We start from the raw sequence: 24834 nt of genomic DNA on the forward strand, positions 1-24834 counted from the left end.
AGGTTTCAAACTTAAATAAAAAATAATATAATTATTCAATATATTTTTTAACAAAATATTTTTTGTAAGCCCTGCCAATTGGCAGTATTGTATCGTTAAGGATAAAAAGCTTATTGCCAGAAATCTTTTGTGAATAATTTATGTTTACAATAAAGGATTTATGAATTTGACAGAAATCTTCATTTAATTTGTCCAACCATTGCTTCAGGGAGTCTGAGGACAAATGCATTTTATCTAAAGCATATACCTCAGTATAATCACCATCCGATTTAATATAAATAATATCTTGCTGTTTAATTTTTATCAAATCATATCCGGACTTTATAAATAATGGCTCGTTATCATTTTCAAATGTTGAATAAACTTTTGAAACTGCTTGAAGAAAACGCTCGTAGGAAAACGGTTTTAACAAGTAGTCTTTAACATTGTATTCGTAGCTTTCCAAAGCATAATCAGAATAAGCAGTTGTAAGAATCACTGCAGGGCAATTTTCATAGGTTCTTAAAAAAGACATTCCGGAAATTTTTGGTAAATGGATATCCAAAAATATAATATCTACATGTTCGGTCTCCAAAAATATTTTAGCTTGCAGCACATCTGTATATTTGTTTTTTAATAGTAAATCAGGAGTTTCAGCAATATATTTTTGTAAAATACGCTGTGCAGGTGGCTGGTCTTCAATTATAATACAAGTTAACATTTATATAGGTTTTAATTGCATGGTTAATTTAACTTCGTACATGTTGTCTATACTTGATATAAAAAGTTTATGGGTCTTGGGATATAACAAAGCCAATCTTTTTTTTACATTTTCCAGACCGATTCCTTTTGCGGGATTATAGGTAGTTTCAATAGGAAAAAAACTGTTTTTACATATAAATGTCAATAAGCCGTCTTCTTTTATACTTAAATGTATAGCGATAACAATATTCTCGGATTGGGTATTAGTACAGTGCTTAAAAGCATTTTCTATAAAAACCATCAATATTAAAGGGGCAATTTTAAAATTGAAATTTGTTATATTCTCTGTAAATTGAACATTTCCATGGTGTTCTATTCGTAGCTCATTTAAGGTTGTGTAATTTTTTAATTGCTCGATTTCTTTTGAAAGCAATACAATATTTTCCTTGCAATCATATAGCATATAGCGCAATACAGAGGAAAGTTCCAGAATAATGGAAGGTGTTTTTGGAGAGTTTTCTATGGCGTAAGAGTATAGGTTGTTTAAATTGTTAAATAGAAAATGGGGGTTGATTTGGGACTTTAAAAATTGCAGTTCATTTTCTTTTACCAGGCTTTTGAGCTTTTCTATTTCAGTTTGTTTTTTATTAAAATCCCATGCAAATTTAAAGGAAATCATAACGATTATAATAGGTAAGGTTTCTATTAGAGTAAACAAAACGCCAGGGAAATAGGTGCCTCGGGTTTCTGGAAAATAAATTTTTTCTAATATGTATTCATCAATCAGAATAACAATTGTAATCAATATTGTGATCGAAACTAAAAACTGATAATTTTTATTCTTATAAAATAAATGAGGTAAAAATACATAGTTAATTAATTGTGCTGCAATTAGATAATTAGAATAGAAAGCAAGTTTATAAGGTTCAGCTAAAGCCAAAAGTGATACATGCTCTGTTCCTTCCTGTTGAAAAGAAAAAAACAAAAATAGTACGATACTGGTAGTAAACTGAAAAATGATTTCAGAATAATGTTTTCTGATGAAAGATGATAACTTTTGCATGGTTAATAATATGCTTTATCGCTAATTTGATGCTAATTGGTTTGATTTGTTTAAACTGTGTCGTTGACAGGACTAGTCATGTCGTTTACCGATTCCTCTTTTTTTTAAAAAACAATTATACGAATTTTGTTATTTATATTTAGCCTAAATAAAAGAAAAGTTGATAAACAAGTATATTGCCACAGTATTTATATGTATTGTATTCATCACCAATACATCGGCACAAAAAATTAAGGGAAGAGTAACAGATAATAAACAGCAATCCATTTTTGGAATAACTATTTTGCTTAAAGGGACTAATACAGTAACTTCCACCGATTCTGAAGGTTTTTATTCATTGAGTAATATTGCTCCGGGTACATACAATATTGTTTTTTCTGGAATTGGTTACACTACCAAGACTCAAAGTGTCAACTTAGCTCATGGTAAGGAACTAACTTTGAATGTAGATTTAGAGGAGAGTGTGGCTATTATGGATGAAGTGGTGGTGAAGGGAAGGACACAAGAGGAGAAAATAGAAGAAAAAGGGTTTAACGTTGATGTTATCCAAACCCAGAAACTAAAATCCCAAAGTCTGGATTTAAACAAGGTGTTGGACAGAAGCCCTGGTATACGGGTTAGGAAAACTGGTGGAATGGGTTCGGAATATGAATATTCCGTAGACGGTATGTCCGGAAATGCCATTCGCTTCTTTATTGATGGTATTCCTATGGACTATTTTGGCTCGTCTTATTCAATTAATAACCTACCTATCGCTCTTATAGATCGGGTTGATATTTACAAAGGTGTAGTACCGGTAGAATTGGGATCGGACGCACTAGGAGGCGCCATCAATCTTGTTACCAATAAAAATGTTTCAAATTTTGCATCAGCGTCTTATTCTTTCGGTTCTTTTAACACGCATCAAGCTGCCTTACATGGGCAATGGAGAGCCAAATCAGGATTTACGACAAGACTCTCAACATTCTATACTTATTCAGATAATAACTATAAAGTTTGGGGGGACGGTGTTTTTTATGGTGAAGAAAACACAGCAAGGACGATTTACTTTACAAAAGATAATCCGGCTGAACGATTTAACGATGATTTTAGAACAGCTACAGCTAAGATGGATATAGGTTTCGTCCAAAAAAAATGGGCCGACCAGTTTTTTATTACTATGCTCGTTTCTGATCAAAAAAAAGGGGTTCAAACGGGGCGAACCATGGGGCACGTTTATGGTGAATTGCGTAATAATGAGCGAGTGCTGATGCCAAGTATAGTCTATCAAAAAAAGGATTTAATTAAGGAAGGTTTAGATGTTAATGTGTTTGCGGGCTATTCGGATATTAAAGCAACTACCATCGATACAACAACAAACCGATACGATTGGCGTGGGAAAATAATAGGTTACAATCCATCTGGTGGTGAAATAGGACGTGGGGGCAGCAAGTCTTTGTATACCTTGAAGGATAAGTCTGTTGTTTCCAGAGCCAATATTTCCTATGAATTGCCATTAAATTTTAAGTTGGGTTTCAATTTCCTGTATTCTAGTACTGAACGTACAGGTGACGACCCTTTTGCCGAAGATTACGAAATTCCATTTCTTATGCCCCAAAAAATTGCATCTCATTTTGCAGGCATAAGCCTTGAAACCGTAAAATTTGACGATAAGTTGCATGCCAATGTTTTCCTAAAACGATTTGGTTTTGATTCTTCAATTAATGAATTAGTTTACACCACTGAGGATGAAACCATAGTTCATAAAAATAATGTGGCCAACTGGGGTGGAGGTTTTGCAGCCTCCTATGTGATTAGCTCCAAATTTTTGATAAAATCTTCTGTAGAACAGGCCACGAGATTGCCAAATGCTACGGAGGCTCTTGGTAATGGAGTAACCATAACAAGTAATCCGTTTATTAGGCCAGAGCAAAGCTTTAATGTTAATATTGGAACCGTTTTAGGAAAGTATAAAATTGGATCCCACCAGGGCGTAAAGGTAGCATTGAATGCGTTTTACAGAAATGTAACAGATATACTTCAGCTTAATGTTCAAGGGGGACAGGAAATTGGTGCTTTTGAGAATATTAGAAAGATAGCAGGAGTGGGTGCAGAAATGGATATTGTTTATGATTTAAACCAAAAATTCAAAATGAACCTTAACGGTACTTATTTAAACTATAAAAACAACCAGAAAACAGACGAAAACGGAAGAGATAATATCCTCTACGGTGATCGTTTAAGAAATACACCATATATTATGGCAAATGCGGGCATCGAGTATAATGTTCCCAATTTTATACAAAGGAACAGTGCTCTTTTTGCATACGTTCAATCGGGCTATGTTCACGAATTTTTCCTGGGATGGCCTAGTCTTGGGAGTGCAGCAAATAAAAATGTTGTCCCTTCTCAATTAACATTCGACGCAGGTGTAGGATACACTTTTCCATCCAGGAATCTTGTTTTGGCTTTGGATGTTTCAAACATATTCAACGAACAGGTGTACGACAATTTTTTGTTACAAAAGCCAGGGCGCGCAATTTTTCTGAAAATTAATTATCAAATAACCCAATAATCAAATTTAAAATCATGAAAAAATTAAATCAATTTAAATTATTTACCATAAGCGCAATGCTGTTTACAGGATTAAGCATAGTGTCCTGTTCTAACGATGATAATGATAATACACCTCCGAATCCTGAATATGCAAAATATACTGTAGGTGCCAGTATTGATGAGGAAGGATACTATACACTTGCAGATGATTTGATGTCTGGAAATATTTCTATACTTGGTAATGGATCTGAAGGCTGGGCAAACCTTTCTGTAACTGTAGATGGTTTTTTATACATCCTTAATAACACTGAAGGATTAACGGAGAAATATGAATTAACACCTAGCGGACCTGTATTTGTGGCTTCAATTGATAACTCCGTTTTAACGGCTGGTGCTTTTTTCCGTTACATACAAGTCGTTAATGATGAGGAAATATTATTATTAAATAACGCTGGAGATAGTGGTGTGCCTTATGCTATTATAGATCTTGATACATTTGGAGCAAGCAGTTTTGGATATATTACCATGCCTGTAATAGATGGTTTAGAAAATGTATGGTCTAATGCGGTAGTACAAGGTAATAACATTTACTTCGGTTCGTTATATAGTGATCCGGACTGGACTCAGGCAATCGAATCTTTAGTAACAGTAAGGTTAGATTACCCATCTATGACGAATCCTGAAATTTTACAATCTAACGCATCAGCAGGATCTACAGCCGGTTATCGTACCAATGGATCGTTTGTAACTGAAAATGGAGATATCTACCAGTATAACATCACTAGTGAGTTATGGAATGGAGGAGTAGCAGATAAACCATCTGTGTTTGTAAGAATTAAGAATGGAGACTACGATGATTACGTATTTGATATTTCTGCTAAATATAACGAACCTATTTCTATATGGAATGCCTGGTATGCAGGAAACGGTATTGCTTATGCTAATATTGTACGTAATTCAGCTGTACCCACTTGGGGCGATTTGTTGCAAAATACAGGTACGATAGCAGAAATAAACCTGAAAAATAAAACTGTAACAGAATTAAACTTACCTAAAGCTTCGTTTAGAGATATTTTTACTTTAGACTGTGTAGAGGATAATAAGTTTTATATTCCAGTTAGTGTTACAGGAGGTGAGGCTCATATATACGAGATCAACATTGGTGGTGGTGCTACAGGATTTACCAAAGGTGCAAAATTGGATGGTAGCAATGTGTATGTGAATGCATTGTTCAGAAATTTCTAATCAATAAGAATTAAAACTTCATGTATACTTTAGCATTATGCCTTTCGTTAATATCCATCTTCTGTCTGTTAACCTTGTCAGATCGGGTAGAGGTGGATAAAAAAGGTCTAATGCTTTTTCTGAAAACCAAAAAAACACTGAGCCTGCTTTTAGCAGGTTTGGCTTTTTTGTTTAGTACTTTGATTTTTATTACGAAGGTTGGCTCAGGTGTTGGTATTTTTACCAGTTTGTCATTGTGGATGGTTTTGGGGTGTCTGGTCATCCTTTTTACACCTCTTAATATTATTCGGCAGCTATATCTTATCGTGGGAGCTTTAGTGCTATTTAGTATAGAGTTTTTAATGCAGTTTTTTTAACCAATATGCCAGCCAATAAAAAATACCTTTCCCAATCACCTTGGTTTAAGTTAGGTAAGCTATCAGCTGCTAGTTTGGGCAGTTTGATGGCTTCTGTTATGTTACATGCGGCTTTAGCTGTCTGGACAGATAGGGATATTGTGATGGCTACAGCTGTATACTCGGGTTTTATAGTTTGGGTAGGCTTCATGGTTATCACATACTGGGTTTCAAAAGTTTGGCAGGCATGGTCTATTCTGGGAGGAATTATTTTGTTATCCACAATGGCTATTTGTTTTGGGCGGTAATAAGTTTTAAAGAGCATGGGAAATAGGGATTATAATGTTTTCTTCAATACACATACGGTAAGTGGAATTATTATCAGTATTGGACTGTATGTGATTTTCTTTGCAGGTGCCTTTGCGCTTTTCATGAATAACATAGACCATTGGGAGGCTAATGTAAAACCGGAAGGATTTGTCTTAATAGATTACGACAAAACCATTGCCCGGATAGCAGCAGAAGGCTATGATATGCATGGACGCAACCTGAGTATCTATGAGCATGATGGGGGTGTCAATGTGTATTCAGCTCCTTTGAAAGATACCATCTTGCTAAAAAGTAAGCTTAGTATTCTTGATTCTTCAGAAGCAAGAGGACGTATCGATCTGCATCTGGATGAGAAAACCTATCAGAAATCCACAAATCAGGCTCTTTCGCAGAAAACCTTGGGAACCTTTCTTTATGAACTTCATTTTTTTGATCAAATCCCTACAGTTGGTTTCTACCTGGCAGGTCTGGTTGCTGTATTTTTCCTGTTTGCTATTATTACTGGGGTGATTGTACACTGGAGAAAAATCGTATCTAATTTTTTTACTTTTCGATTGAAATCTTCTTTGAAAATCCTATGGACAGATGCTCATACAGCCTTGGGAGTTATTGGTCTTCCATTTCAAATGATGTATGCCGTTACGGGCTCTGTTTTTTGCCTGCTGGTGGTAATATCAAACCCTATTAATGCTATTATCCCTGATGAAAATGGCAAAACCATTTTAGAGAAAGTTACGCCAGTTTATAGTCCGGAAGCTATTTCCATTAACAATAAGATAGATCTTATTTTATCGGATTTTTCTAATAATAAAATTGAAAGTGTCTATGCGGAAATTCATAATTATCATGACGAAAATGCTGAACTAGAAATATATGTTAGTACGGAAGATATTGAAAGTGTTTTTAATTACACAAAGATGGTATACCGTTTGTCTGATTGGAAGTTACAGGAATATAAGCCAGCTTCGGAGGCTCCACCGTATGCGGAGGCTTCTTGGGACTTTATCCATATCATTCATTTTGGAGATTACGGAGGCATATTTTTAAAAGTACTCTATTTTATACTGGCTTTGCTTACTTGTGTTGTTGTTATCACCGGAGTTATGGTTTGGTTGGTGGCTCGTGATAAAAAGAGTTATTCACATAAGGCAAAGTTTAATAAAAGTGTAGGTGCAATTTATTTGGGTTCTTGTTTAGGATTGTACCCGGCCATTGCTTTCATGTTTCTTTTAACCAAAACTTTTCCAGCCCAGATGGAACATCGGTTCGCATGGATTAGTTGGATGTTTTTAGCATTTTGGGTAGGATACACGGTGTATTCATACATAATTAAAAGCTATTTTAAAATAAACCGGAATGCTTTGTTTTTAGCAGGTGTGATGGGAATACTAATTCCGGTTTTTAATGGGATTCATTCCGGGCTGTGGTTTTGGAAATCTTTACAACTGGGATATTCTGATTCCTTCTTTGTGGATCTGACATGGTTAATATGTGGTATGGTGACCTTGCTGATAGCATTAAAACTACAACCTCAAAGGCAAAAGCAAACTTGAAAACTAACGTAAAAACCACTCCTAATCGCTATATTTTAGTCTATAGAGGGACCCATTCACTTTTTTTGAATAGTTTTTAGCTGTATCGAAGTTTAGCTTTTCCAACTCCATAAAAAAAACTTGAATTAAATTAGAAGTAAATCCCGTATAATTTTTTTGAAATTTTTCAGAATATAGAATGTAAACGACAAATTCATCCATAATTTTTTTACAGATAAATATAAACAAAAAAAAGCCTCATATTGCGATGAAGCTTTCTTAGTAGTTCGCCGCGGCGAAGACTCGAACCAGTGTCCGCCGCGGCGGATATGAGCCCTATGATTTAAATCTTATGAATTAGATTTTTAATAAACTCTCTTCCAATTCCCGTTTTTAAATATTTTTCTCTATTCATGGCTTCGATTTTGGAATTAAAAAATTCAATATGAATTACAATCCAAGGTCTGAATTTTAATGTATGTCCTTTGGTCGATAAATTGTTATGTGATTTGAATCTTTCTATGAGGTTAGAGGTAAAACCTGTATAAGTTTTGCTGGATTTTTCAGAATATAGAATGTAAACGACAAATTCTTCCATAATTTTTTTACAGATAAATATAAACAAAAAAAAGCCTCATATTGCTATGAAGCTTTTCTAGTAGTTCGCCGCGGCGAAGACTCGAAGCTGTGTCCGCCGCGGCGGATATGAGCCCTATGATTTAAATCTTATGAATTAGATTTTTAATAAACTCTCTTCCAATTCCCGTTTTTAAATATTTTTCTCTATTCATGGCTTCGATTTTGGAATTAAAAAATTCAATATGAATTACAATCCAAGGTCTGAATTTTAATGTATATCCTTTGGTCGATAAATTGTTATGTGATTTGAATCTTTCTATGAGGTTAGAGGTAAGACCTGTATAAGTTTTGCTGAATTTTTCAGAATATAGAATGTAAACGACAAATTCATCCATAATTTTTTTACAGATAAATATAAACAAAAAAAGCCTCATATTGCTATGAAGCTTTCTTAGTAGTTCGCCGCGGCGAAGACTCGAACCTGTGTCCGCCGCGGCGGATATGAGCCCTATGATTTAAATCTTATGAATTAGATTTTTAATAAACTCTCTTCCAATTCCCGTTTTTAAATATTTTTCTCTATTCATGGCTTCGATTTTGGAATTAAAAAATTCAATATGAATTACAATCCAAGGTCTGAATTTTAATGTATATCCTTTGGTCGATAAATTGTTATGTGATTTGAATCTTTCTATGAGGTTAGAGGTAAGACCTGTATAAGTTTTGCTGAATTTTTCAGAATATAGAATGTAAACGACAAATTCATCCATAATTTTTTTACAGATAAATATAAACAAAAAAAAGCCTCATATTGCTATGAAGCTTTTCTTAGTAGCGGGAACTGGACTCGAACCAGTGACCTTCGGGTTATGAGCCCGACGAGCTGCCTACTGCTCTATCCCGCGATGTGCGTTTTGTAATCTCAATAAGGCTACCTTAGTAGCGGGAACAGGACTCGAACCTGTGACCTTCGGGTTATGAGCCCGACGAGCTGCCTACTGCTCTATCCCGCGATGTTTCGGGTGCAAAGATACAACTAAATTCGACATATCCAATGCCATTTTTAAAAAAATCTGTTCTAAGTACTATTCGGCTGATTGAGTGCTCATTGCAAAATCCTTCTTTTTTTATGTTTAAAAATGTGAATGCTGCAACTCTTGTGTGTAATTCTATAATGAGTTTTTAAATATAATACCACAACTTTGTTATGTTGCTGTTTAATGCTTTTAGGTAAAAATTAAAAAGACAACAAACAGTAAAGGACCCAATAAATGAACCAGATTTTGCAAAATAAAAAATAACTAAACGAAAACGTCATGAATTTAAAACGAACTTTTGGAGCTTTGCTAACCATTTTAGGAATTGCCGGTCTTATTTATACCGCTGTAGTTTTTACCAATACATCAGGTGGCACAAGAGATGTGAAACTGCTTATTGTTTACGGTGTACTTGGTTTTATATTTTTTATGACAGGCATTAGTCTGGTTCGTAATACAAAAGATGAATCATAATACCTGAAAAACGACAAAATTGCTTTCATCCCGTTTTGAGGATGTTAAAAAAGTCAGTAATTCTTATGGAAGCTATTGGATTCCATCGTACCTTTGTGCCCGAAACATCAAGAAATAAAGGAGTTGACCTCAGTACCATGTTGAGGTTTTTTTATAGATCCGAACGTGAAATGAACGTATAGGGTCGGATAAAATCGATACTCCACTTGATTAAAATTACACATTATGACACACAAGGCAGGTTTTGTAAATATCATTGGGAATCCAAACGTAGGGAAATCTACATTAATGAATGCTTTCGTTGGGGAAAGATTATCGATTATAACTTCAAAAGCCCAAACCACCCGTCACCGTATTCTGGGAATTGTAAATGGTGAAGATTTTCAATTGATTTTATCGGATACTCCGGGAATTATCAAACCGGCTTACGAAATGCAGGAGTCGATGATGAACTTCGTAAAATCGGCTTTTGAAGATGCTGATATTTTGATTTATATGGTCGAAATAGGGGAGCAGGATTTAAAAGACGAAGCCTTTTTTAATAAAATTATCCATTCTAAAATTCCGGTTTTGTTGTTGTTGAACAAAATCGACAATTCGAATCAGGAGCAATTAGAGGAACAAGTGGCTTTCTGGGCTGCAAAAGTTCCCAATGCAGAGATTTTCCCAATCTCGGCTTTGCAGAATTTCAACGTCCCTGAAGTTTTTCAAAAAATCATTTCGTTATTACCGGAATCACCGGCTTATTATCCAAAAGATCAGCTGACCGATAAACCGGAACGTTTTTTTGTAAATGAAACCATTCGTGAAAAAATCCTGTTGAACTACAGCAAAGAGATTCCGTATGCGGTGGAAATTGTAACCGAGGAATTTTTTGAAGACGAAAATATTATCCGAATCCGTTCGATTATTATGGTGGAACGCGAAACCCAAAAAGGAATTATCATTGGTCACAAAGGTGCCGCTTTGAAAAAAGTAGGAACCGAAGCCCGTGTTGATTTAGAGAAATTCTTTGGCAAGCAAATTCATATTGAACTGGTTGTAAAAGTGAACAAAAACTGGAGAAGCAATGCTAATATGCTGAAGCGTTTTGGGTATAATCAATAGGGAGAGCTCGCGAGTTGTCCGTACAGAACGAAATTGAAATCTGAATGCCCTAGCCCTGATTACTTCACTATACTTTTATTTTTATAGGAGTTCAGTGAATTTTATTTGAAGTGAAAATCCTTTTTTATCTCGTTCTCAAAACGAGATAAAAAGATTGTAGCGGATAGCAGGAAATAGCTCCTAAAAACATAAAAAGCATAGGTACTTAGAAACTTAGCGGCTTAGTCCCTTTTTTAACTACCTTTGCAAAAAATTAAAATACTGTATTTTAGATTTATAAAAGAATGTGATTTCATCAAAAAGGAATCCAAAATCTAAAATCTAAACGTCACCCTGAGCTTGTCGAAGGGCTAAAATTCAAAAAAATGAATAACATTGTTGCGATAGTAGGAAGACCTAATGTGGGGAAATCGACCCTTTTTAATAGGCTGATACAAAGAAGAGAAGCTATTGTAGATTCAGTTTCCGGGGTTACCCGTGATAGAAACTATGGTAAAAGCGAGTGGAACGGAAAAGAGTTTTCTGTGATTGATACGGGCGGATATGTTCGTGGTTCAGATGACGTATTTGAAGGCGAAATCCGCAAACAGGTGGAACTTGCTATTGATGAAGCCGATGTTATTGTTTTTGTAGTAGATGTAGAAGAAGGCATTACACCTATGGACGAAACGGTGGCTAAATTGTTGCGCAAAGTAACAAAGCCGGTCTTGTTAGCCGTTAATAAGGTGGATAATGCGATGCGTGAGAAAGATGCGGTGGAATTTTACAATCTGGGTTTAGGTGATTATTATACTTTTGCCAGTATTTCAGGAAGCGGAACAGGGGATTTGCTGGATGCTTTAATCAATGCTTTCCCTGAAAAACCGGAACCTGTTCAGGAAGAAGTAGTGTTGCCTCGTTTTGCAGTGGTAGGACGTCCTAACGCCGGAAAATCGAGTTTTATAAATGCCTTGATTGGTAAAGACCGATTTATGGTAACTGATATTGCGGGAACTACCCGTGATGCTATTGATACGAAGTTTGACCGTTTTGGTTTCGAATTCAACCTGGTCGATACTGCCGGAATTCGTCGTAAGGCTAAGGTTAAAGAAGATTTAGAATTTTATTCGGTAATGCGTTCGGTGCGTGCTATTGAGCATGCTGATATTTGTATCTTGGTGATTGATGCCACTCGTGGTTTTGAAAGTCAGGATCAGAATATTTTCTGGTTGGCTCAAAAGAACCGTAAAGGTTTGGTGATTTTAGTAAACAAATGGGATTTGGTGGAGAAAGACACCATGTCTACCAGAGATTACGAAGAGAAAATCAAGAAAGAACTAATGCCATTTACCGATGTGCCTATTCTTTTTGTTTCGGCATTAACCAAACAACGTTTGCTGAAAGCGCTGGAAGCTTCGGTAAAAGTGTTTGAAAACAGACAACAACGTATTCCTACTTCAAAATTCAACGAATTTATGTTGAAAGTGATTGAAGCTTATCCGCCGCCAGCTACTAAAGGGAAATATGTAAAAATTAAATATTGCATGCAGTTGCCATCGCCAACGCCGCAGTTTGTGTTTTTTGCTAACTTGCCGCAATATGTAAAAGAACCTTACAAACGTTACCTGGAGAATAAAATTAGGGAAAACTGGGATTTCTCTGGTGTTCCCATAGATATTTATATTAGAGAGAAATAAAACTAGAAACCACTTCATTAAGGAGTGGTTTTTTTTGTTATAACAGCTATTGAAAGCTCAAGATTAGATTCCTTGGGCTTTTTTTGTAGTATTTGTTGTTGTTTATCGAGTTTATTAGTTGTTTGTAGTATTTTTTTGTTTAGGAAAAATAGTATGATTATGTTTGAAGAAATTAGCGTCAATACAATCATACAAAGTCGCCTCTAGTTGGGGAGATTGGATTGATTTTGTAACACTTATATATAAGTTGTGCAACATATGTCGAAACCAAAATCGACCAATCAAAATAAAAACTGAATGGAATTAAAAAATGAATACATTAATGAGAAAGAAGCAAGAGCTTATCTAAAACAATTTACAGGTTGTGACTATGTTTTTGCGCAAGGAGCTCATAGAAAATGGGGTAAATCTGATGATGTGGAATTAGAGAGTAATGCACCTTATTTTCAAATAATGCCAGATACTTTTGACGATGGATTTTTTGATTGGTATGTTTCAGAGAGGTCAGGGAGGCAATTTTTTGAATTACGTGAAACTTGTATAATACATTTTCTAAACTATAGAAAAATATGGTTAGGATTAAAGTCTGAGTAAACGAAATATGGGAATTTTTGATTTATTTAGAAAAAAACAAAAGTCTTCCGAATTTAAATGTTCGACTTGTGGAGAAATTCACGATGAATTACCAGCTCTTGGATTTATTACACCGTTCTATTATGAAACTCTGAACGAAAAAGACAAAAAAGAAATTGCTGAAATTTCAAGTGATTTTTGCATAATAACTCACGAAGACCAAACGGACAGATTTATTAGAGCTGTATTGACAATTCAAATTAATGATGCTTGCGAAAATTTGGATTATGGAGTTTGGGTTTCTTTAAGTGAAAAGAGTTTTAACGAATATGAAGCTGAATTTAAAAATAATGCTGAAGAAAAAACCTATTTCGGAATGATTAGTAATGACATTCCAGATTATGAAGAAAGTACTTTGGGATTACACGTAAATGTGAGCACAAGAAAAGGCGGGATTAGACCAGAAATAATTCCTCACCAAAACGAACATAAATTGATTTCAGATTGGGAAAAAGGAATCACAATTGCGGAAGCGGAAAAACGAGTTGAACGAATGAAAAAAACGTTACACAACAATGTATAACCCGATCGCTCGGATATAACAAAATATATCTCGTCAACAGATAGCGCAGATTTGTAATCTGTGCCCGCAACAGTGAGTAAGCAATAAAATTTAAAAAAGCTACAGCAATAAAACGTTGTAGCTTTTTGTATATTTAAATAAAAAATGTTTACAAAATATAAAACTACCACGACAGATCAAGCCTATTTTATAACGATAACAACAGTAGGCTGGATAGATGTTTTTACAAGATTGAATCAGAAATACAATATAATTAACCCGACCGATCGAATATGACAAAATATGTCGTTCAACGGATAGCGCAGATTTGTAATCTGTGCCCGCAACAGTAAGTAAACATTAAAAATTTCAAAAAGCTACAGCGATAAAACACTGTAGCTTTTTTATTTCTTCAATCAGCTCAAGGTTTCCTGCGGTAGATTCAAATAAGAAGAGAGCATAATGGATATTGGCTTATCTTAAAAAAAAGGTGAATATTTAAAAAGAGATGAAGCGCTTAAGCTTTGGAGTTGCTATTTCAAGATGGTCAATTCAAAAAATGGACTTAATTTTGTTTCAAACCTGCTGTAGTTTTATAATCTTAGCGGCAAGCGGCTTAATAATGATTCAAAACCAAATTTATGTTTGATAAACTATTTCAAAAACTGGAAGAAAAGATACAACTATCAGAAAAAGACAAAAAAAGGATAGCTAGTTTTTTTGAAATTAAAAAACTACGAAAAAAAGAACTTTTGCTTCAAGAAGCCGATTATTGTAAAAATTTAGCTTTTGTAGCTACAGGTGTTTTAAAATCGTATTCGGTAGATGACAAGGGGCAAAAACATATTAGTTTATTGGCGTGGGAAGGTTGGTGGGTTTCTGATTTCAAAAGTTTTATTTGTGAGGAAAAAGCAATTCTTTCTATTGATGCCATTGAAGATAGCGAAGTGCTGTTGCTTTCCCGTTCTAATTATGAAAAATTGTTGATCGAAGTTCCTGCTATGGAACGGTATTTTAGAATACTATACCAAAATAGTTTAATTACAAAAGACAGAAGGTTAATTAGTTCTAATACCTATACAGCAGAAGAAAAATACCTTCAATTGATAAAAATGTATCCTTTTATTTCGCAACGTATCCCGCAAAACCTTATTGCTTCTTATCTGGGAATCACAACGGAAACCATTAGCCGAATTAAAAAAAACTTACATAAGGATAATTGATTTGGTCCATTGTATTTCTTGATTTGCATCAAGGAATAGCCTTTAGAAGTAGCGTAAATTTGTCCCACAGTTGAAAAAGAAAAATAGTTAATTATGGACAAAATTGCATTAATTGTTGGAGCAAGCGGAATTTCAGGAAATAATCTTGCGAAAGAATTACTTCAGAATAATTGGATAACCTATGGTATTACCCGTAACTCTGAGGTGAAATTAGAGGGACTAAAAAATATAAAAGCAGATTTACTGGATCTAAAATCACTAGAAGAAGCTTTAAAAGAGATAAAACCCACCCACGTTTTTTTTACCGCCTGGATGCGAATGGAAACAGAAGCAGATAATATTCGGGTAAACGCTGCAATGGTTCGCAACCTGTTACAAGTATTAGCGTCAAAAAAATCAGTACAACATGTAGCTTTAGTTACAGGATTGAAACATTATTTAGGACCATTTGAGGCTTATGCTCAAGAGGGTTTTTTGCCTGAAACACCAGTTAGAGAGGAACATCCTAGATTAAAACTTGATAATTTTTACTATGCTCAGGAAGACGAAATTTTTGCAGCAGCAAGCCGTGACGGATTTACTTGGAGTATCCATCGTTCACACACCGTTATTGGGCAGGCTGTAGGGAACTTGATGAATATGGGGACAACTTTAGCGGTGTATGCAAGTATCTGTAAAGAAAAAGGAACTCCATTTATTTGGCCAGGTTCAGCAGCACAGTGGAATGGAATTTCAGATGTGACTGATGCACAACTATTAGCCAAACAGTTTCTTTGGGCAGCCACTACACCCGAGGCTGCTAATCAAGCTTTTAATGTTGTTAATGGTGATGTGTTTCGCTGGAGTTGGTTATGGAAACAAATAGCGGCGTACTTTGGTATCGAGTATCAGGGTTTTGTGGCAAACAATAGCAGTTTGGAAGAAATCATGCAAGAGGATGAAGTCATTTGGAAAAAAATGGCAGCGCAACATAACTTGGCAGAGTCTAATTTAAACAGATTAGCTTCTCCTTGGCATACCGACCTTGATTTGAGTCGTCCGATTGAAGTTATGACTGATATGTCTAAAAGTCGTAAATTAGGATTTACCGAATATCAAGATACAAGAGAATCTTTCTTTAATTTGTTCGATAAATTAAAAGAACAACATATTATACCTTCTTAACGATAACAAAACAATATTAATTTCCCGATGGCATTAGCTGGTCGGGATTTTTATTTTACACCATTCCTCAATTCATTTTGATCTGATTCTTGGTTTGGTTTTAAATGTCAGTAACCTTTAAAAAAAACAAGTAGATGAGAAGCATTGTAACCACTTGGGGGTTTCGTTGTGTGAAGGACGCAGAATAATTTTTACGGATAACTTTTTCGAATATAGAGCAATTAATAGCTAGATAAAGCTATACGAAAAGTAATTTATGGGCAGTTTTATTTTTATTTATTTAAAAAACAGGATAAATAATAATTTTACGATAAATAGTTTCTGCGGATTGTCAGCAGTTTAAAATAGCTTTATATTTGTTAGATTTTGTTACAAATAAAACAATTAAACCTAATAGTAAAAGATGAAATTATCAAAGATAACAGCCGTTTTTATGACCGTAGGAGTTGCTATGGTATCTAATGGACAGACGACGAAAATGGCAGATGTAAGAACTTCCGAAAAAGCCCCTTTTGAATATGTTGTAGAACAATTTGCCGATATAAAAGTATTGCGTTACCAAATTCCGGGATGGGAAAATTTAACGTTGAAAGAGCAAAAATTAGTTTATTATTTAACTCAGGCGGGATATTCAGGTCGCGATATTATTTACGATCAAAATTATAAGTACAATCTGAAAATCAGAAAAGCACTCGAGAATATTTATGTAAATTATAAAGGCAATAAGGATTCAGAAGATTGGAAAAATTTTGAAATCTATACTAAAAGAGTTTGGTTTGCTAATGGAATTCATCACCATTATTCGAATGAAAAAATGAAACCTGCTTTTTCTGCGGCGTACCTTACAGGTTTGATGAAAGCTACCCAAACAACTTTAGCTCCGGAAATAGTTGCTGTGCTTTTTAATGATGTCGATAGTAAAAAAGTAAATTTAGACGAATCCAAAGGCTTGTTAGAAGGTTCAGCTATTCATTTTTACGACAAAGGAATTACGGCAAAAGAAGTAGAATATTTTTATGCTAAGAAAAAAAGTCCTGATGCCAACAGACCGTATTCTTTTGGTTTGAATTCTAAATTGGTTCGCAATTCTAAAGGAGCATTAGAGGAAAAAATATGGAAAAGTGGTGGTATGTATGGTTCGGCGATTGACAAGATTGTATATTGGTTAGACAAAGCAAAAGGAGTTGCCGAAAACAAAGAGCAGGCAGCTGCTTTAGAATTACTGATTAGTTATTACAAAACAGGAAGTCTAAAAACCTGGGACGATTATAATATTGCCTGGCTTAAAGCTACAGAGGGAAATATTGACTACATCAACAGTTTTATTGAAGTTTATAATGATCCATTAGGGTACAGAGGTTCGTATGAAACGATAGTACAAATCAAAGATTTTGATATGTCTAAAAAAATGGAGGTTATTTCTAAAAACGCCCAATGGTTTGAAGACAATTCGCCATTAATTCCAGAGCATAAAAAGAAAAATGTAGTTGGGGTTTCTTATAAAACAGTTGTAGTTGCCGGGGAATCCGGCGATGCTTCTCCTGCTACACCCATTGGGGTGAATTTGCCTAATGCAGATTGGATTCGTTCGGAACATGGTTCCAAATCGGTTTCATTAGGAAATATTATTGAAGCGTATTCAAAAGCGGGAGGAAAAGGAAGGTTGCAGGAATTTGCAAATGATCCCGAAGAAATTGCTCTGGCTGAAAAATACGGAGAACTGGGAGATAAAATGCACACGGCTTTACACGAAGTAGTAGGACATGCTTCGGGACAAATAAATCCAGGTGTGGGAACGCCAAAAGAAACTTTGAAAAGTTATGCTTCCACGCTGGAAGAAGGAAGAGCTGATTTAGTAGGATTGTATTTTCTGTATAATCCAAAATTGCAGGAGTTAGGTTTGGTTGATGATTGGAAAAAACTAGGAATGGAATCCTATGACAGTTATATTCGAAATGGATTGATGACACAGTTGATTCGTTTAGAACCGGGTTCTGATATTGAAGAAGCACATATGAGAAACCGTCAGTGGGTGAGTGCCTGGGTTTTTGAAAAAGGAAAAGCAGCTCATGTAATAGAGAAAATTAGCCGTGACGGAAAAACCTATTTCAATATTACAGATTATGAAAAACTTCACGATTTGTTTGGACAATTGTTGCGTGAGGTACAACGCATCAAATCGGAAGGAGATTATGAAGCAGGAAAAAATTTGGTAGAAAATTATGGTGTAAAAGTAGATCAAAAACTACATGCCGAAGTTTTAGAAAGAAACAAACAATTTACATCAGCTCCTTACAGCGGTTTTGTAAATCCGGTTTTAGTTCCAAAATTAGATTCCAAAGGACAAATTATTTCGATAGAAGTAACACAACCGAAAACTTTTGCAGAACAAATGTTGCATTACTCTAAAAATTATAATTTTCTACCTTTAGAAAATTAAATAACCCATTGGGTGTAATTAGTTTTTGATAATAATTTTTCGTCAGTTCGAGTAATCCCGTTTTCGGACGGGATTGTATCGAGAACAAGAAAAATTTTATTAAAAACGGTTCTCGATACATTTTTTGTTTCGTCCCGTCCCGATGTTTCGGGATCGGGACTGCACAAAAAACACTCGAACAGACGTTTTTAATTACACCCAACGGGTTTAAAATAAACAAAACTCCCTTTACTAAAAAAAGTTAGTAAAGGGAGTTTTAATTTAATGGTCTTCGTCTTCATCTAAAGTGTCCATCGGATGATCTTCGTACCAGTCTTTAAAGGTTTTATCCGTTTTGTAATTATCGGTCAGAACGGTGTAAGTTAGGTAAGGAATCAAAAACACACCTACAATATGTAAACTCATTATTATTCTCAAATCTACATTAGTTTGATTCAGAACTGCAAAAAAGAAAACATATGCCGTGGTAAACCATACGAGTTTAATAGCAAAATTTTTCATAGCCCTATTTTCTCTTAAAGTTACCACTTTTAAATTTAAAATAAATATAAGTTATTGTTAATTAGTTATTTGTGTGTTTTTTTTTTCAAAGAATTACAATGAATATTTTAAAGTGATTCCGTATGTTCTTTGGTCTCCTAAAACCCCTGCATAATGTCCTGCGTTACCACCGGCAGGCAATAATTGTTCGTAATAATCTTTGTCCAGAATATTACGAGCCCAGAAGTTAATGGATAATCCTTCTGCAGCACGGAACCCGAAACGACCATTAAAAATAGCATAACCCGGAACGATTAAATATTTAGAAGCCGATGGACTGGATGAAAATTCAGAACGGGCATACGAATCAATTCCCACAAAGAATTTACCTAAATTCCCAAACAGTTTTGCTGCTGTAGTATATTCTCCTCCTAAACTGCCAGCCCATTTTGAAACACCCGGTAAGCTAGTTCCTGAAACATCTTTAAACGACACGGCTGCTCCGGTTTCTTCTAACGGCAGTGGCGCATTGATAAACTTAATGTACTTTCCATCGGTATAAGTTGCAGCACCATTGAAACTGAAATGTTCATTGATAACAAAACTGGCATCCAGTTCTGCACCTCTTACACGTACTTTGTCGGCATTGGCCAGATACCCACGGTTTACCCCTAATTCAGCTGCCTGAACATTCGTTTGATAAGCAGTAATGTTGGTATTGAAGAATGTTACATTCAAAATAGCGTTGTTAAACGGAGAGCTTTTTACGCCCGCTTCATAGTGATTTACTTTTTCCGGTTTAATTACCGCGAGTTCCAGTATAGGCGCTCCGTTGAGAGTAGGAAGTCCGGCCACGTTAACGCCCACAGGTTTATAACTTTTAGCATAAGTAGCATAGGCATTAATTTTGTCAGTGGCTTTATACGATAGTGTTAGATTTCCGGAAAAATCCGTCGCATCGGTATCTTTAGCAAAATTTTGATCGCTGTAAACTAATTTCTGGAGTGCAATTAGTTCGGGATCATTGGTTTGTAATCCGCCGTATGTCTTCCGATCATAATCGGCATCTTTTTTGTCGTAATTGTATCGTAAACCGGGTAAAACATGCAAATCTTCTGTGATTTCCCAATCCAATTGTCCAAATACAGCAGCACTAACCCCATGAATGCTGGCATTGGTTTTTATACCATAACCTTCAAAAAGACCCGGAGTTTTCCATTTTTCGCTGGTGGTGCTTTGGGAAAATCGCCATTGTGCATTTCCTGATTCTTCGGTGCCATTAGTTTTAGAGGTCTGATCCATAAGAAATACACCTGCTGTACCTTTTAATTGCGATGATATTTCTCCGGAATACCGTATTTCCTGAGTAAACTGTGTTTGTCTGGATGGATTTTGCGATTTAGCCAATACCTGTAAACCTGTGAAATCTCTATCATTGGACGGATCCCAGTTCCAAAAACGCCATGCAGTAGTAGAAGTTAAAGTCCCCAGTCCTATTTTAGAATCTACCGTTAGTGAAGCTCCTCCTAAATCCTGATTGGAACGCCATGGCGTATCGTGATCTATTTTTCGGTCAAAGGCATTATTGCTGGGTAGTTGGTATCCTAAATCGGTAATGATAGCATCAAATTGGCGGAAAGCCGCTCTTTGTGTTGGCGCTACACCTGCAATTACCTGTGCATAGCCATCAGGACGCTGGGTGGTAATGTCTGCTGTCAGGAGTACGTTGGTGTTTTCTGACGGAGTATAAAGCAATTGACCTCTGATTCCCTGATTGTTCAAGGTGTTTGTCGCTCTTCCTGTTGCCACGTTATCAATTAAACCATCACGTTGTGTGCCGGAAAATGAGATTCGTCCGGCTATTTTTTGACTCAATCCTCCTGTAATAGAAGCTTTGGCTTGCAGATAATTATAATTACCATAACTCACTTCAATAGTAGCTCCCGGCGTAAAACTGGGTTTGCGTGTAGTAATGTTAAAAGCTCCGGCTGTAGTGTTTTTTCCAAATAACGTTCCTTGCGGACCACGTAAAACTTCAATCTGACCCACATCAATAAAATCTAATGTAGTCGCTGCCGGACGGGCATAATATACGCCATCAACATAAAAACCAACTCCGGGGTCGATACCATCATTGGTTAATCCGAATGGAGAACCTAAACTACGGATGTTAATTCCCGTATTTCTGGGATTGGAAGAATATAACTGTACCGAAGGAATTAATTCTTTAATGCGGTTTACATTGAAAGCACCAGCTTGTTCGGCTTGTTTTCCGCTTACAACCGAAATAGGAATTGGAACATTCTGAGCTTTTTCAATTCTTCTTCTGGACGAGATGACCACTTCGGCAAGTTGATTGTCTTCGGCTAATAATATATTTAGTGAAGTTTCAGGAAGACTTTGAATTAGTATACGCTCTTGTTTATAACCTGTATATTGTATTAAAAGAGTAACAGGTAATTTTCCTTGTAAATCGATACTAAAATTGCCATTCAGGTCAGTAGTTGTGTTAAGTGTTGTTCCATTAATAATTATGTTGGCCGATTCTAATGGACTATTTTCGGTATTGTTTACGTGACCTTTAATTATTTGGGCAAATGTTCCTGAAACGCTTAGTAACAAGAGAGTTGTGAATATATTTTTTATAACAGTTTTCATTATTTTATTAATTATATATAATTAGTAGAATTTAAAATTAATTTTTTTTACTGGCACATACACATCATACAATAATGAAATGTTTTATTTGAATTTAAAGTAATAAGCGTTTTTGAGCTTCTTTTGAAAAAGCGTTTTTGAATTGTTTCCATCGTTTAATAATTATAGTGATAATTGTAAATCGAGGCAAATATATATAAATTCTATAAAAATAGTAGGATTAAATAAATATTTTTTTATTTTTTTACTAATGAAGCTATAGTAATGCCTTGCATGGCTTTTAAAGTTTCGTCTCTGATAGTCATCAATCCGTGTCGTAGCAGGCATTCCGACTCATCTATACAGTCTGAACAGCGCTCATAAAAATTTAAGGAAGCACAAGGTAATAAAGCAATAGCACCATCAAATAAACGATGAATATCGGCTAATGTAATTTCGTTTCCTGATTTTAAAAGGTAATAGCCGCCAAATTTTCCCTGTTTACTGCCTACTAAATGTCCGCGTTTTAAGTCCAGTAATATTTGCTCCAAAAACTTTTTGGGAATATTAGCTGATTCAGCAATATCTGTAGTTTTAGAAATATGATTGGCATCTTGTTGCGCTAAATAGAGTAGTGCTTTGAGTGCGTATTTGGTTTTTTGTGAAAGCATGTTATCCGGGTTCAGCTAAAATCTGGATAAAGATAAATAATTTTACAGAGGAGTCAAGTGATTTATAAAACAATAACCTACTTTGTTATAAAGTAGGCTATTTGTTTTTGCTTGTTTTGCTTTTTTAGAATGATTTTCGGTTTACCAGCTTCCGCTGGAACCTCCGCCGGAGAATCCGCCTCCGCCAAAGCCGCCACCGAAACCGCCTCCGCCAAATCCACCACCGGAAGAACCTCCTCCGAAGCCACCGCCAAAACCACCGCTGCTGCGTCCCAGACTGCTCAGGATAATGGCATCTAATAAGCTTGGTCCACCACCGCGATTTCCTGAGTTGCCACCGCCACCGCCTTTGTTTTTAGAAATTAAAATAATAATAAAAACAATGATGATGATAAATGGCAGAATAGGGAAATCCTGTTGCTTATTTTGTTTGCGGCTGCCTTTATATTTGCCTTTGAAAACATCAAATAACGCATCAATACCTTTGTTGATTCCGTTGTAGTAACTTCCGGCTTTAAATTCAGGGATAATAATATTTCGGATGATTTCGCCACCCGTTCCGGCTGTTAATCGGTCTTCTAAACCATAACCGGGATTAATGGCGATTTTCCGGTCGTTTTTAGAAATGAGTATAATAACACCATTATCTTCTTTTGCCTGACCAATTCCCCAGCTTTGTGCCCAGTTAGTCGCCAGCTGGTTTATATCTTCTCCCTTTAAACTTTCCACCGTGATAACTACAATTTGAGTACTCGTGGTGTCGGAATAGCGAACGAGTTTTTCTTCTAATTGTGTCTTTTCTGTAGCGCTTAAAACATTTGCATAATCATACACTGAGGTTTGAAATTGCGGTTTTTCAGGGATGGTAAATTGTGCAAATGAAAAACTGTTATGGAGTACAAATAAAACCGCTAATAAAAAATTCCATCCGGCTACTTTACTTTTTTGACTTTTGACTTTTGACTTTCGACTTTTGACTTTCGACTTTTGATCTATTTTCATTATCCTTTTGAAATTTCGTTTGATAATTCATTGGTGTCATTGGACCACGGGAAATGAGTTTTTAATTCTTCACCGGCACTCAAAATACCATCTATCAAACCTTGTTTGAAGTTGCCGCTTTTAAAATGAGCAACCATGATTTCTTTGGTTTTATCCCAAAAATCATTTCCCACAATGTCATTAATACCCTTATCACCGCATATTACAAAGATGTGATCTTCAACAGCAATATAGATTAAAACTCCGTTTTTAAGTTGCGTTTCATCCATTTTCAGCTCGTGAAAAACTTCTTTAGCGCGGTCAAAAGCATCCATTGAAGTGGTTTTTTCAATGTGAACTCTGATTTCTCCGGATGTGTTTTTTTCGGCAATACCTATAGCCTCCACGATGGCCAGTTCCTCTTCGGGTGTTAAAAAATCTTCTACTTTAGACATGGGAAATGTTTTTATATAATTTAAAAACCCCTCTTTTGGAGGGGTAGAATGAATTTAGAATTTTACTTCCACTGGTTTGTCAGCGCCTTCAACAGCGTTGAAATAAGCTTTTTCCTGGAAACCAAACATTCCTGCAAACAAACTGTTTGGGAAAGTTTTTATATGGTTGTTGTATGGTTTTACCGCTTCATTAAAACGGGTACGGGCAGTTAAAATCTGATTTTCTGTACTGGCCAATTCGTCTTGTAATTTCAGGAAATTCTGATTGGCTTTTAACTCCGGATATCTTTCAACAGAAACTAATAAACGGGACAAAGAGCTGCTTACGCCACTTTGAGCAGAATTAAACGCTGCCAGTTGTTCCGGTGTAATGTTGGTTGGATCAACGGTAGTCTGAGTTGCTTTAGCACGCGCTTCGATAACAGCAGTTAAAGTGCTTTTTTCAAAATCAGCAGCGCCTTTTACGGTATTGACTAAATTCCCAATTAAGTCGTTACGTCTTTGATAAGCTGTTTGCACATTTCCCCATGATTCTTCAATGTTTTGATTCAAAGTTACAGCGGTATTGTTAATACCTTTAATCCAGCTATAACCGGCAATTACGATTACAGCAACAATAATCCAGGGTAAAAATTTTTTAAAATCCATTTTTCTGTTTAATTTAAAGTTTAATATTTATTGTTTTAATTTATTTCAAAATTGATATTGCAATTAGTATTGATTACAGTTCGTTTTTAATATTCGTTAGTTGTACTTTAATAGCTTCGAGTTTGCTGATGATTTCAAACTTGTCCAGTGTTTTCTTTTGTCCTTCTTTCAAATGGGTTTTAGCTCCTTCTAATGTAAAACCTCTTTCTTTGACTAAATGATAAATCAATTGTAAGTTTTTGATGTCTTCCGGAGTAAACATTCTGTTGCCTTTAGCATTCTTTTTAGGTTTCAGAATATCAAATTCACTGTCCCAAAAACGAATCAGCGAAGCATTTACGTCAAAGGCTTTGGCTACTTCGCCAATGCTGTAATACCTTTTGTCTTTTGAAAGTTCGATATGCAT

General features: G+C 35.4%; 25 protein-coding genes, 2 tRNA genes and 1 pseudogene. 14 read left to right on the forward strand and 14 right to left on the reverse strand.

What is annotated here, in order from left to right; translation table 11 throughout:
- Positions 1 to 31 precede the first annotated feature (31 nt).
- A complete protein-coding gene (locus tag ABS764_RS07235) occupies positions 32 to 700 on the reverse strand; it encodes a LytR/AlgR family response regulator transcription factor (RefSeq protein ID WP_408081124.1) in 669 nt (222 codons plus the stop codon).
- The gene (locus ABS764_RS07240) at positions 701 to 1744 is read right to left on the reverse strand and encodes a sensor histidine kinase (protein ID WP_408081125.1); all 1044 of its coding nucleotides are present in this window, start codon (positions 1742 to 1744) and stop codon (positions 701 to 703) included.
- A gap of 160 nt (positions 1745 to 1904) precedes the next feature.
- On the opposite strand from ABS764_RS07240, the gene ABS764_RS07245 reads away from it, so the two are divergent.
- The 5 genes from ABS764_RS07245 to ABS764_RS07265 all read left to right on the forward strand — a co-directional run bounded on the left by ABS764_RS07245 (position 1905) and on the right by ABS764_RS07265 (position 7742).
- Positions 1905 to 4298, forward strand: coding sequence for a TonB-dependent receptor (locus tag ABS764_RS07245; protein WP_408081126.1), 2394 nt, complete (start codon positions 1905 to 1907; stop codon positions 4296 to 4298).
- A 14-nt stretch (positions 4299 to 4312) separates the two neighbouring features.
- Complete coding sequence (locus ABS764_RS07250) at positions 4313 to 5524, forward strand: hypothetical protein (protein WP_408081127.1); 1212 nt, start codon at positions 4313 to 4315, stop codon at positions 5522 to 5524.
- Between the two features lie 20 nt (positions 5525 to 5544).
- A complete protein-coding gene (locus ABS764_RS07255) occupies positions 5545 to 5880 on the forward strand; it encodes a hypothetical protein (protein ID WP_408081128.1) in 336 nt (111 codons plus the stop codon).
- A gap of 86 nt (positions 5881 to 5966) precedes the next feature.
- Positions 5967 to 6167, forward strand: a complete 201-nt coding sequence (locus ABS764_RS07260) for a hypothetical protein (RefSeq protein WP_408081129.1) — start codon at positions 5967 to 5969, stop codon at positions 6165 to 6167.
- A 15-nt stretch (positions 6168 to 6182) separates the two neighbouring features.
- The gene (locus tag ABS764_RS07265; protein WP_408081130.1) at positions 6183 to 7742 is read left to right on the forward strand and encodes a PepSY-associated TM helix domain-containing protein; all 1560 of its coding nucleotides are present in this window, start codon (positions 6183 to 6185) and stop codon (positions 7740 to 7742) included.
- 322 nt (positions 7743 to 8064) lie between these two features.
- Here the strand turns inward: ABS764_RS07265 and ABS764_RS07270 are convergent, their stop codons facing one another.
- The 5 genes from ABS764_RS07270 to ABS764_RS07290 all read right to left on the reverse strand — a co-directional run bounded on the left by ABS764_RS07270 (position 8065) and on the right by ABS764_RS07290 (position 9313).
- Positions 8065 to 8319, reverse strand: coding sequence for a GIY-YIG nuclease family protein (locus tag ABS764_RS07270; protein WP_408081131.1), 255 nt, complete (start codon positions 8317 to 8319; stop codon positions 8065 to 8067).
- Between the two features lie 121 nt (positions 8320 to 8440).
- The gene (locus tag ABS764_RS07275; protein WP_408081132.1) at positions 8441 to 8695 is read right to left on the reverse strand and encodes a GIY-YIG nuclease family protein; all 255 of its coding nucleotides are present in this window, start codon (positions 8693 to 8695) and stop codon (positions 8441 to 8443) included.
- A gap of 120 nt (positions 8696 to 8815) precedes the next feature.
- A complete protein-coding gene (locus ABS764_RS07280) occupies positions 8816 to 9070 on the reverse strand; it encodes a GIY-YIG nuclease family protein (RefSeq protein ID WP_408081132.1) in 255 nt (84 codons plus the stop codon).
- A gap of 62 nt (positions 9071 to 9132) precedes the next feature.
- Positions 9133 to 9205: transfer RNA gene (locus tag ABS764_RS07285), tRNA-Met, on the reverse strand.
- 35 nt (positions 9206 to 9240) lie between these two features.
- Positions 9241 to 9313: transfer RNA gene (locus tag ABS764_RS07290), tRNA-Met, on the reverse strand.
- A 303-nt stretch (positions 9314 to 9616) separates the two neighbouring features.
- Between ABS764_RS07290 and ABS764_RS07295 the strand changes: the two genes are divergently transcribed.
- The 9 genes and pseudogenes from ABS764_RS07295 (at position 9617) to ABS764_RS07335 (ending at position 18556) form a co-directional block, all read left to right on the forward strand.
- Positions 9617 to 9811, forward strand: a complete 195-nt coding sequence (locus ABS764_RS07295; protein WP_408081133.1) for a hypothetical protein — start codon at positions 9617 to 9619, stop codon at positions 9809 to 9811.
- Positions 9812 to 10036: 225 nt separating this feature from the next.
- Positions 10037 to 10918, forward strand: coding sequence for a GTPase Era (gene era / locus ABS764_RS07300; RefSeq protein ID WP_408081134.1), 882 nt, complete (start codon positions 10037 to 10039; stop codon positions 10916 to 10918).
- 365 nt (positions 10919 to 11283) lie between these two features.
- On the forward strand, positions 11284 to 12594 hold the full coding sequence (der, locus tag ABS764_RS07305; protein WP_408081135.1) for a ribosome biogenesis GTPase Der: 1311 nt from the start codon (positions 11284 to 11286) through the stop codon (positions 12592 to 12594).
- A 297-nt stretch (positions 12595 to 12891) separates the two neighbouring features.
- On the forward strand, positions 12892 to 13188 hold the full coding sequence (locus tag ABS764_RS07310; RefSeq protein WP_408081136.1) for a hypothetical protein: 297 nt from the start codon (positions 12892 to 12894) through the stop codon (positions 13186 to 13188).
- 7 nt (positions 13189 to 13195) lie between these two features.
- A complete protein-coding gene (locus ABS764_RS07315; RefSeq protein ID WP_408081137.1) occupies positions 13196 to 13750 on the forward strand; it encodes a DUF2199 domain-containing protein in 555 nt (184 codons plus the stop codon).
- A 144-nt stretch (positions 13751 to 13894) separates the two neighbouring features.
- Positions 13895 to 14008, forward strand: a pseudogene (locus tag ABS764_RS07320) (REP-associated tyrosine transposase); the annotation flags it as partial.
- A 362-nt stretch (positions 14009 to 14370) separates the two neighbouring features.
- Positions 14371 to 14952: a Crp/Fnr family transcriptional regulator gene (locus ABS764_RS07325; RefSeq protein WP_408081138.1), complete on the forward strand. Its 582-nt coding sequence runs from the start codon at positions 14371 to 14373 to the stop codon at positions 14950 to 14952.
- A gap of 93 nt (positions 14953 to 15045) precedes the next feature.
- Positions 15046 to 16116 (forward strand): SDR family oxidoreductase, encoded by a 1071-nt coding sequence (locus ABS764_RS07330; protein ID WP_408081139.1) that lies wholly within the window; start codon positions 15046 to 15048, stop codon positions 16114 to 16116.
- Positions 16117 to 16567: 451 nt separating this feature from the next.
- On the forward strand, positions 16568 to 18556 hold the full coding sequence (locus ABS764_RS07335) for a dipeptidyl-peptidase 3 family protein (protein ID WP_408081195.1): 1989 nt from the start codon (positions 16568 to 16570) through the stop codon (positions 18554 to 18556).
- Positions 18557 to 18817: 261 nt separating this feature from the next.
- On the opposite strand, the gene ABS764_RS07340 is transcribed toward ABS764_RS07335, so the two are convergent.
- From ABS764_RS07340 to ABS764_RS07370, 7 genes are all read right to left on the reverse strand, one after another.
- The gene (locus ABS764_RS07340) at positions 18818 to 19057 is read right to left on the reverse strand and encodes a hypothetical protein (protein ID WP_408081140.1); all 240 of its coding nucleotides are present in this window, start codon (positions 19055 to 19057) and stop codon (positions 18818 to 18820) included.
- 93 nt (positions 19058 to 19150) lie between these two features.
- A complete protein-coding gene (locus tag ABS764_RS07345) occupies positions 19151 to 21694 on the reverse strand; it encodes a TonB-dependent receptor (RefSeq protein ID WP_408081141.1) in 2544 nt (847 codons plus the stop codon).
- A 236-nt stretch (positions 21695 to 21930) separates the two neighbouring features.
- Positions 21931 to 22344: an RrF2 family transcriptional regulator gene (locus tag ABS764_RS07350; RefSeq protein WP_073241047.1), complete on the reverse strand. Its 414-nt coding sequence runs from the start codon at positions 22342 to 22344 to the stop codon at positions 21931 to 21933.
- A 141-nt stretch (positions 22345 to 22485) separates the two neighbouring features.
- Entirely contained in the window at positions 22486 to 23346 is an 861-nt protein-coding gene (locus tag ABS764_RS07355) for a TPM domain-containing protein (protein WP_408081142.1), read from the reverse strand.
- Positions 23346 to 23780, reverse strand: a complete 435-nt coding sequence (locus ABS764_RS07360; RefSeq protein ID WP_408081143.1) for a TPM domain-containing protein — start codon at positions 23778 to 23780, stop codon at positions 23346 to 23348. Before ABS764_RS07360 ends, ABS764_RS07355 begins: the two co-directional genes overlap by 1 nt.
- A gap of 54 nt (positions 23781 to 23834) precedes the next feature.
- Positions 23835 to 24428, reverse strand: a complete 594-nt coding sequence (locus ABS764_RS07365; RefSeq protein WP_408081144.1) for a LemA family protein — start codon at positions 24426 to 24428, stop codon at positions 23835 to 23837.
- Between the two features lie 73 nt (positions 24429 to 24501).
- Complete coding sequence (locus ABS764_RS07370; protein ID WP_408081145.1) at positions 24502 to 24834, reverse strand: MerR family transcriptional regulator; 333 nt, start codon at positions 24832 to 24834, stop codon at positions 24502 to 24504.

Source organism: Flavobacterium plantiphilum (genome assembly GCF_046000495.1).
Lineage (GTDB): Bacteria > Bacteroidota > Bacteroidia > Flavobacteriales > Flavobacteriaceae > Flavobacterium > Flavobacterium plantiphilum.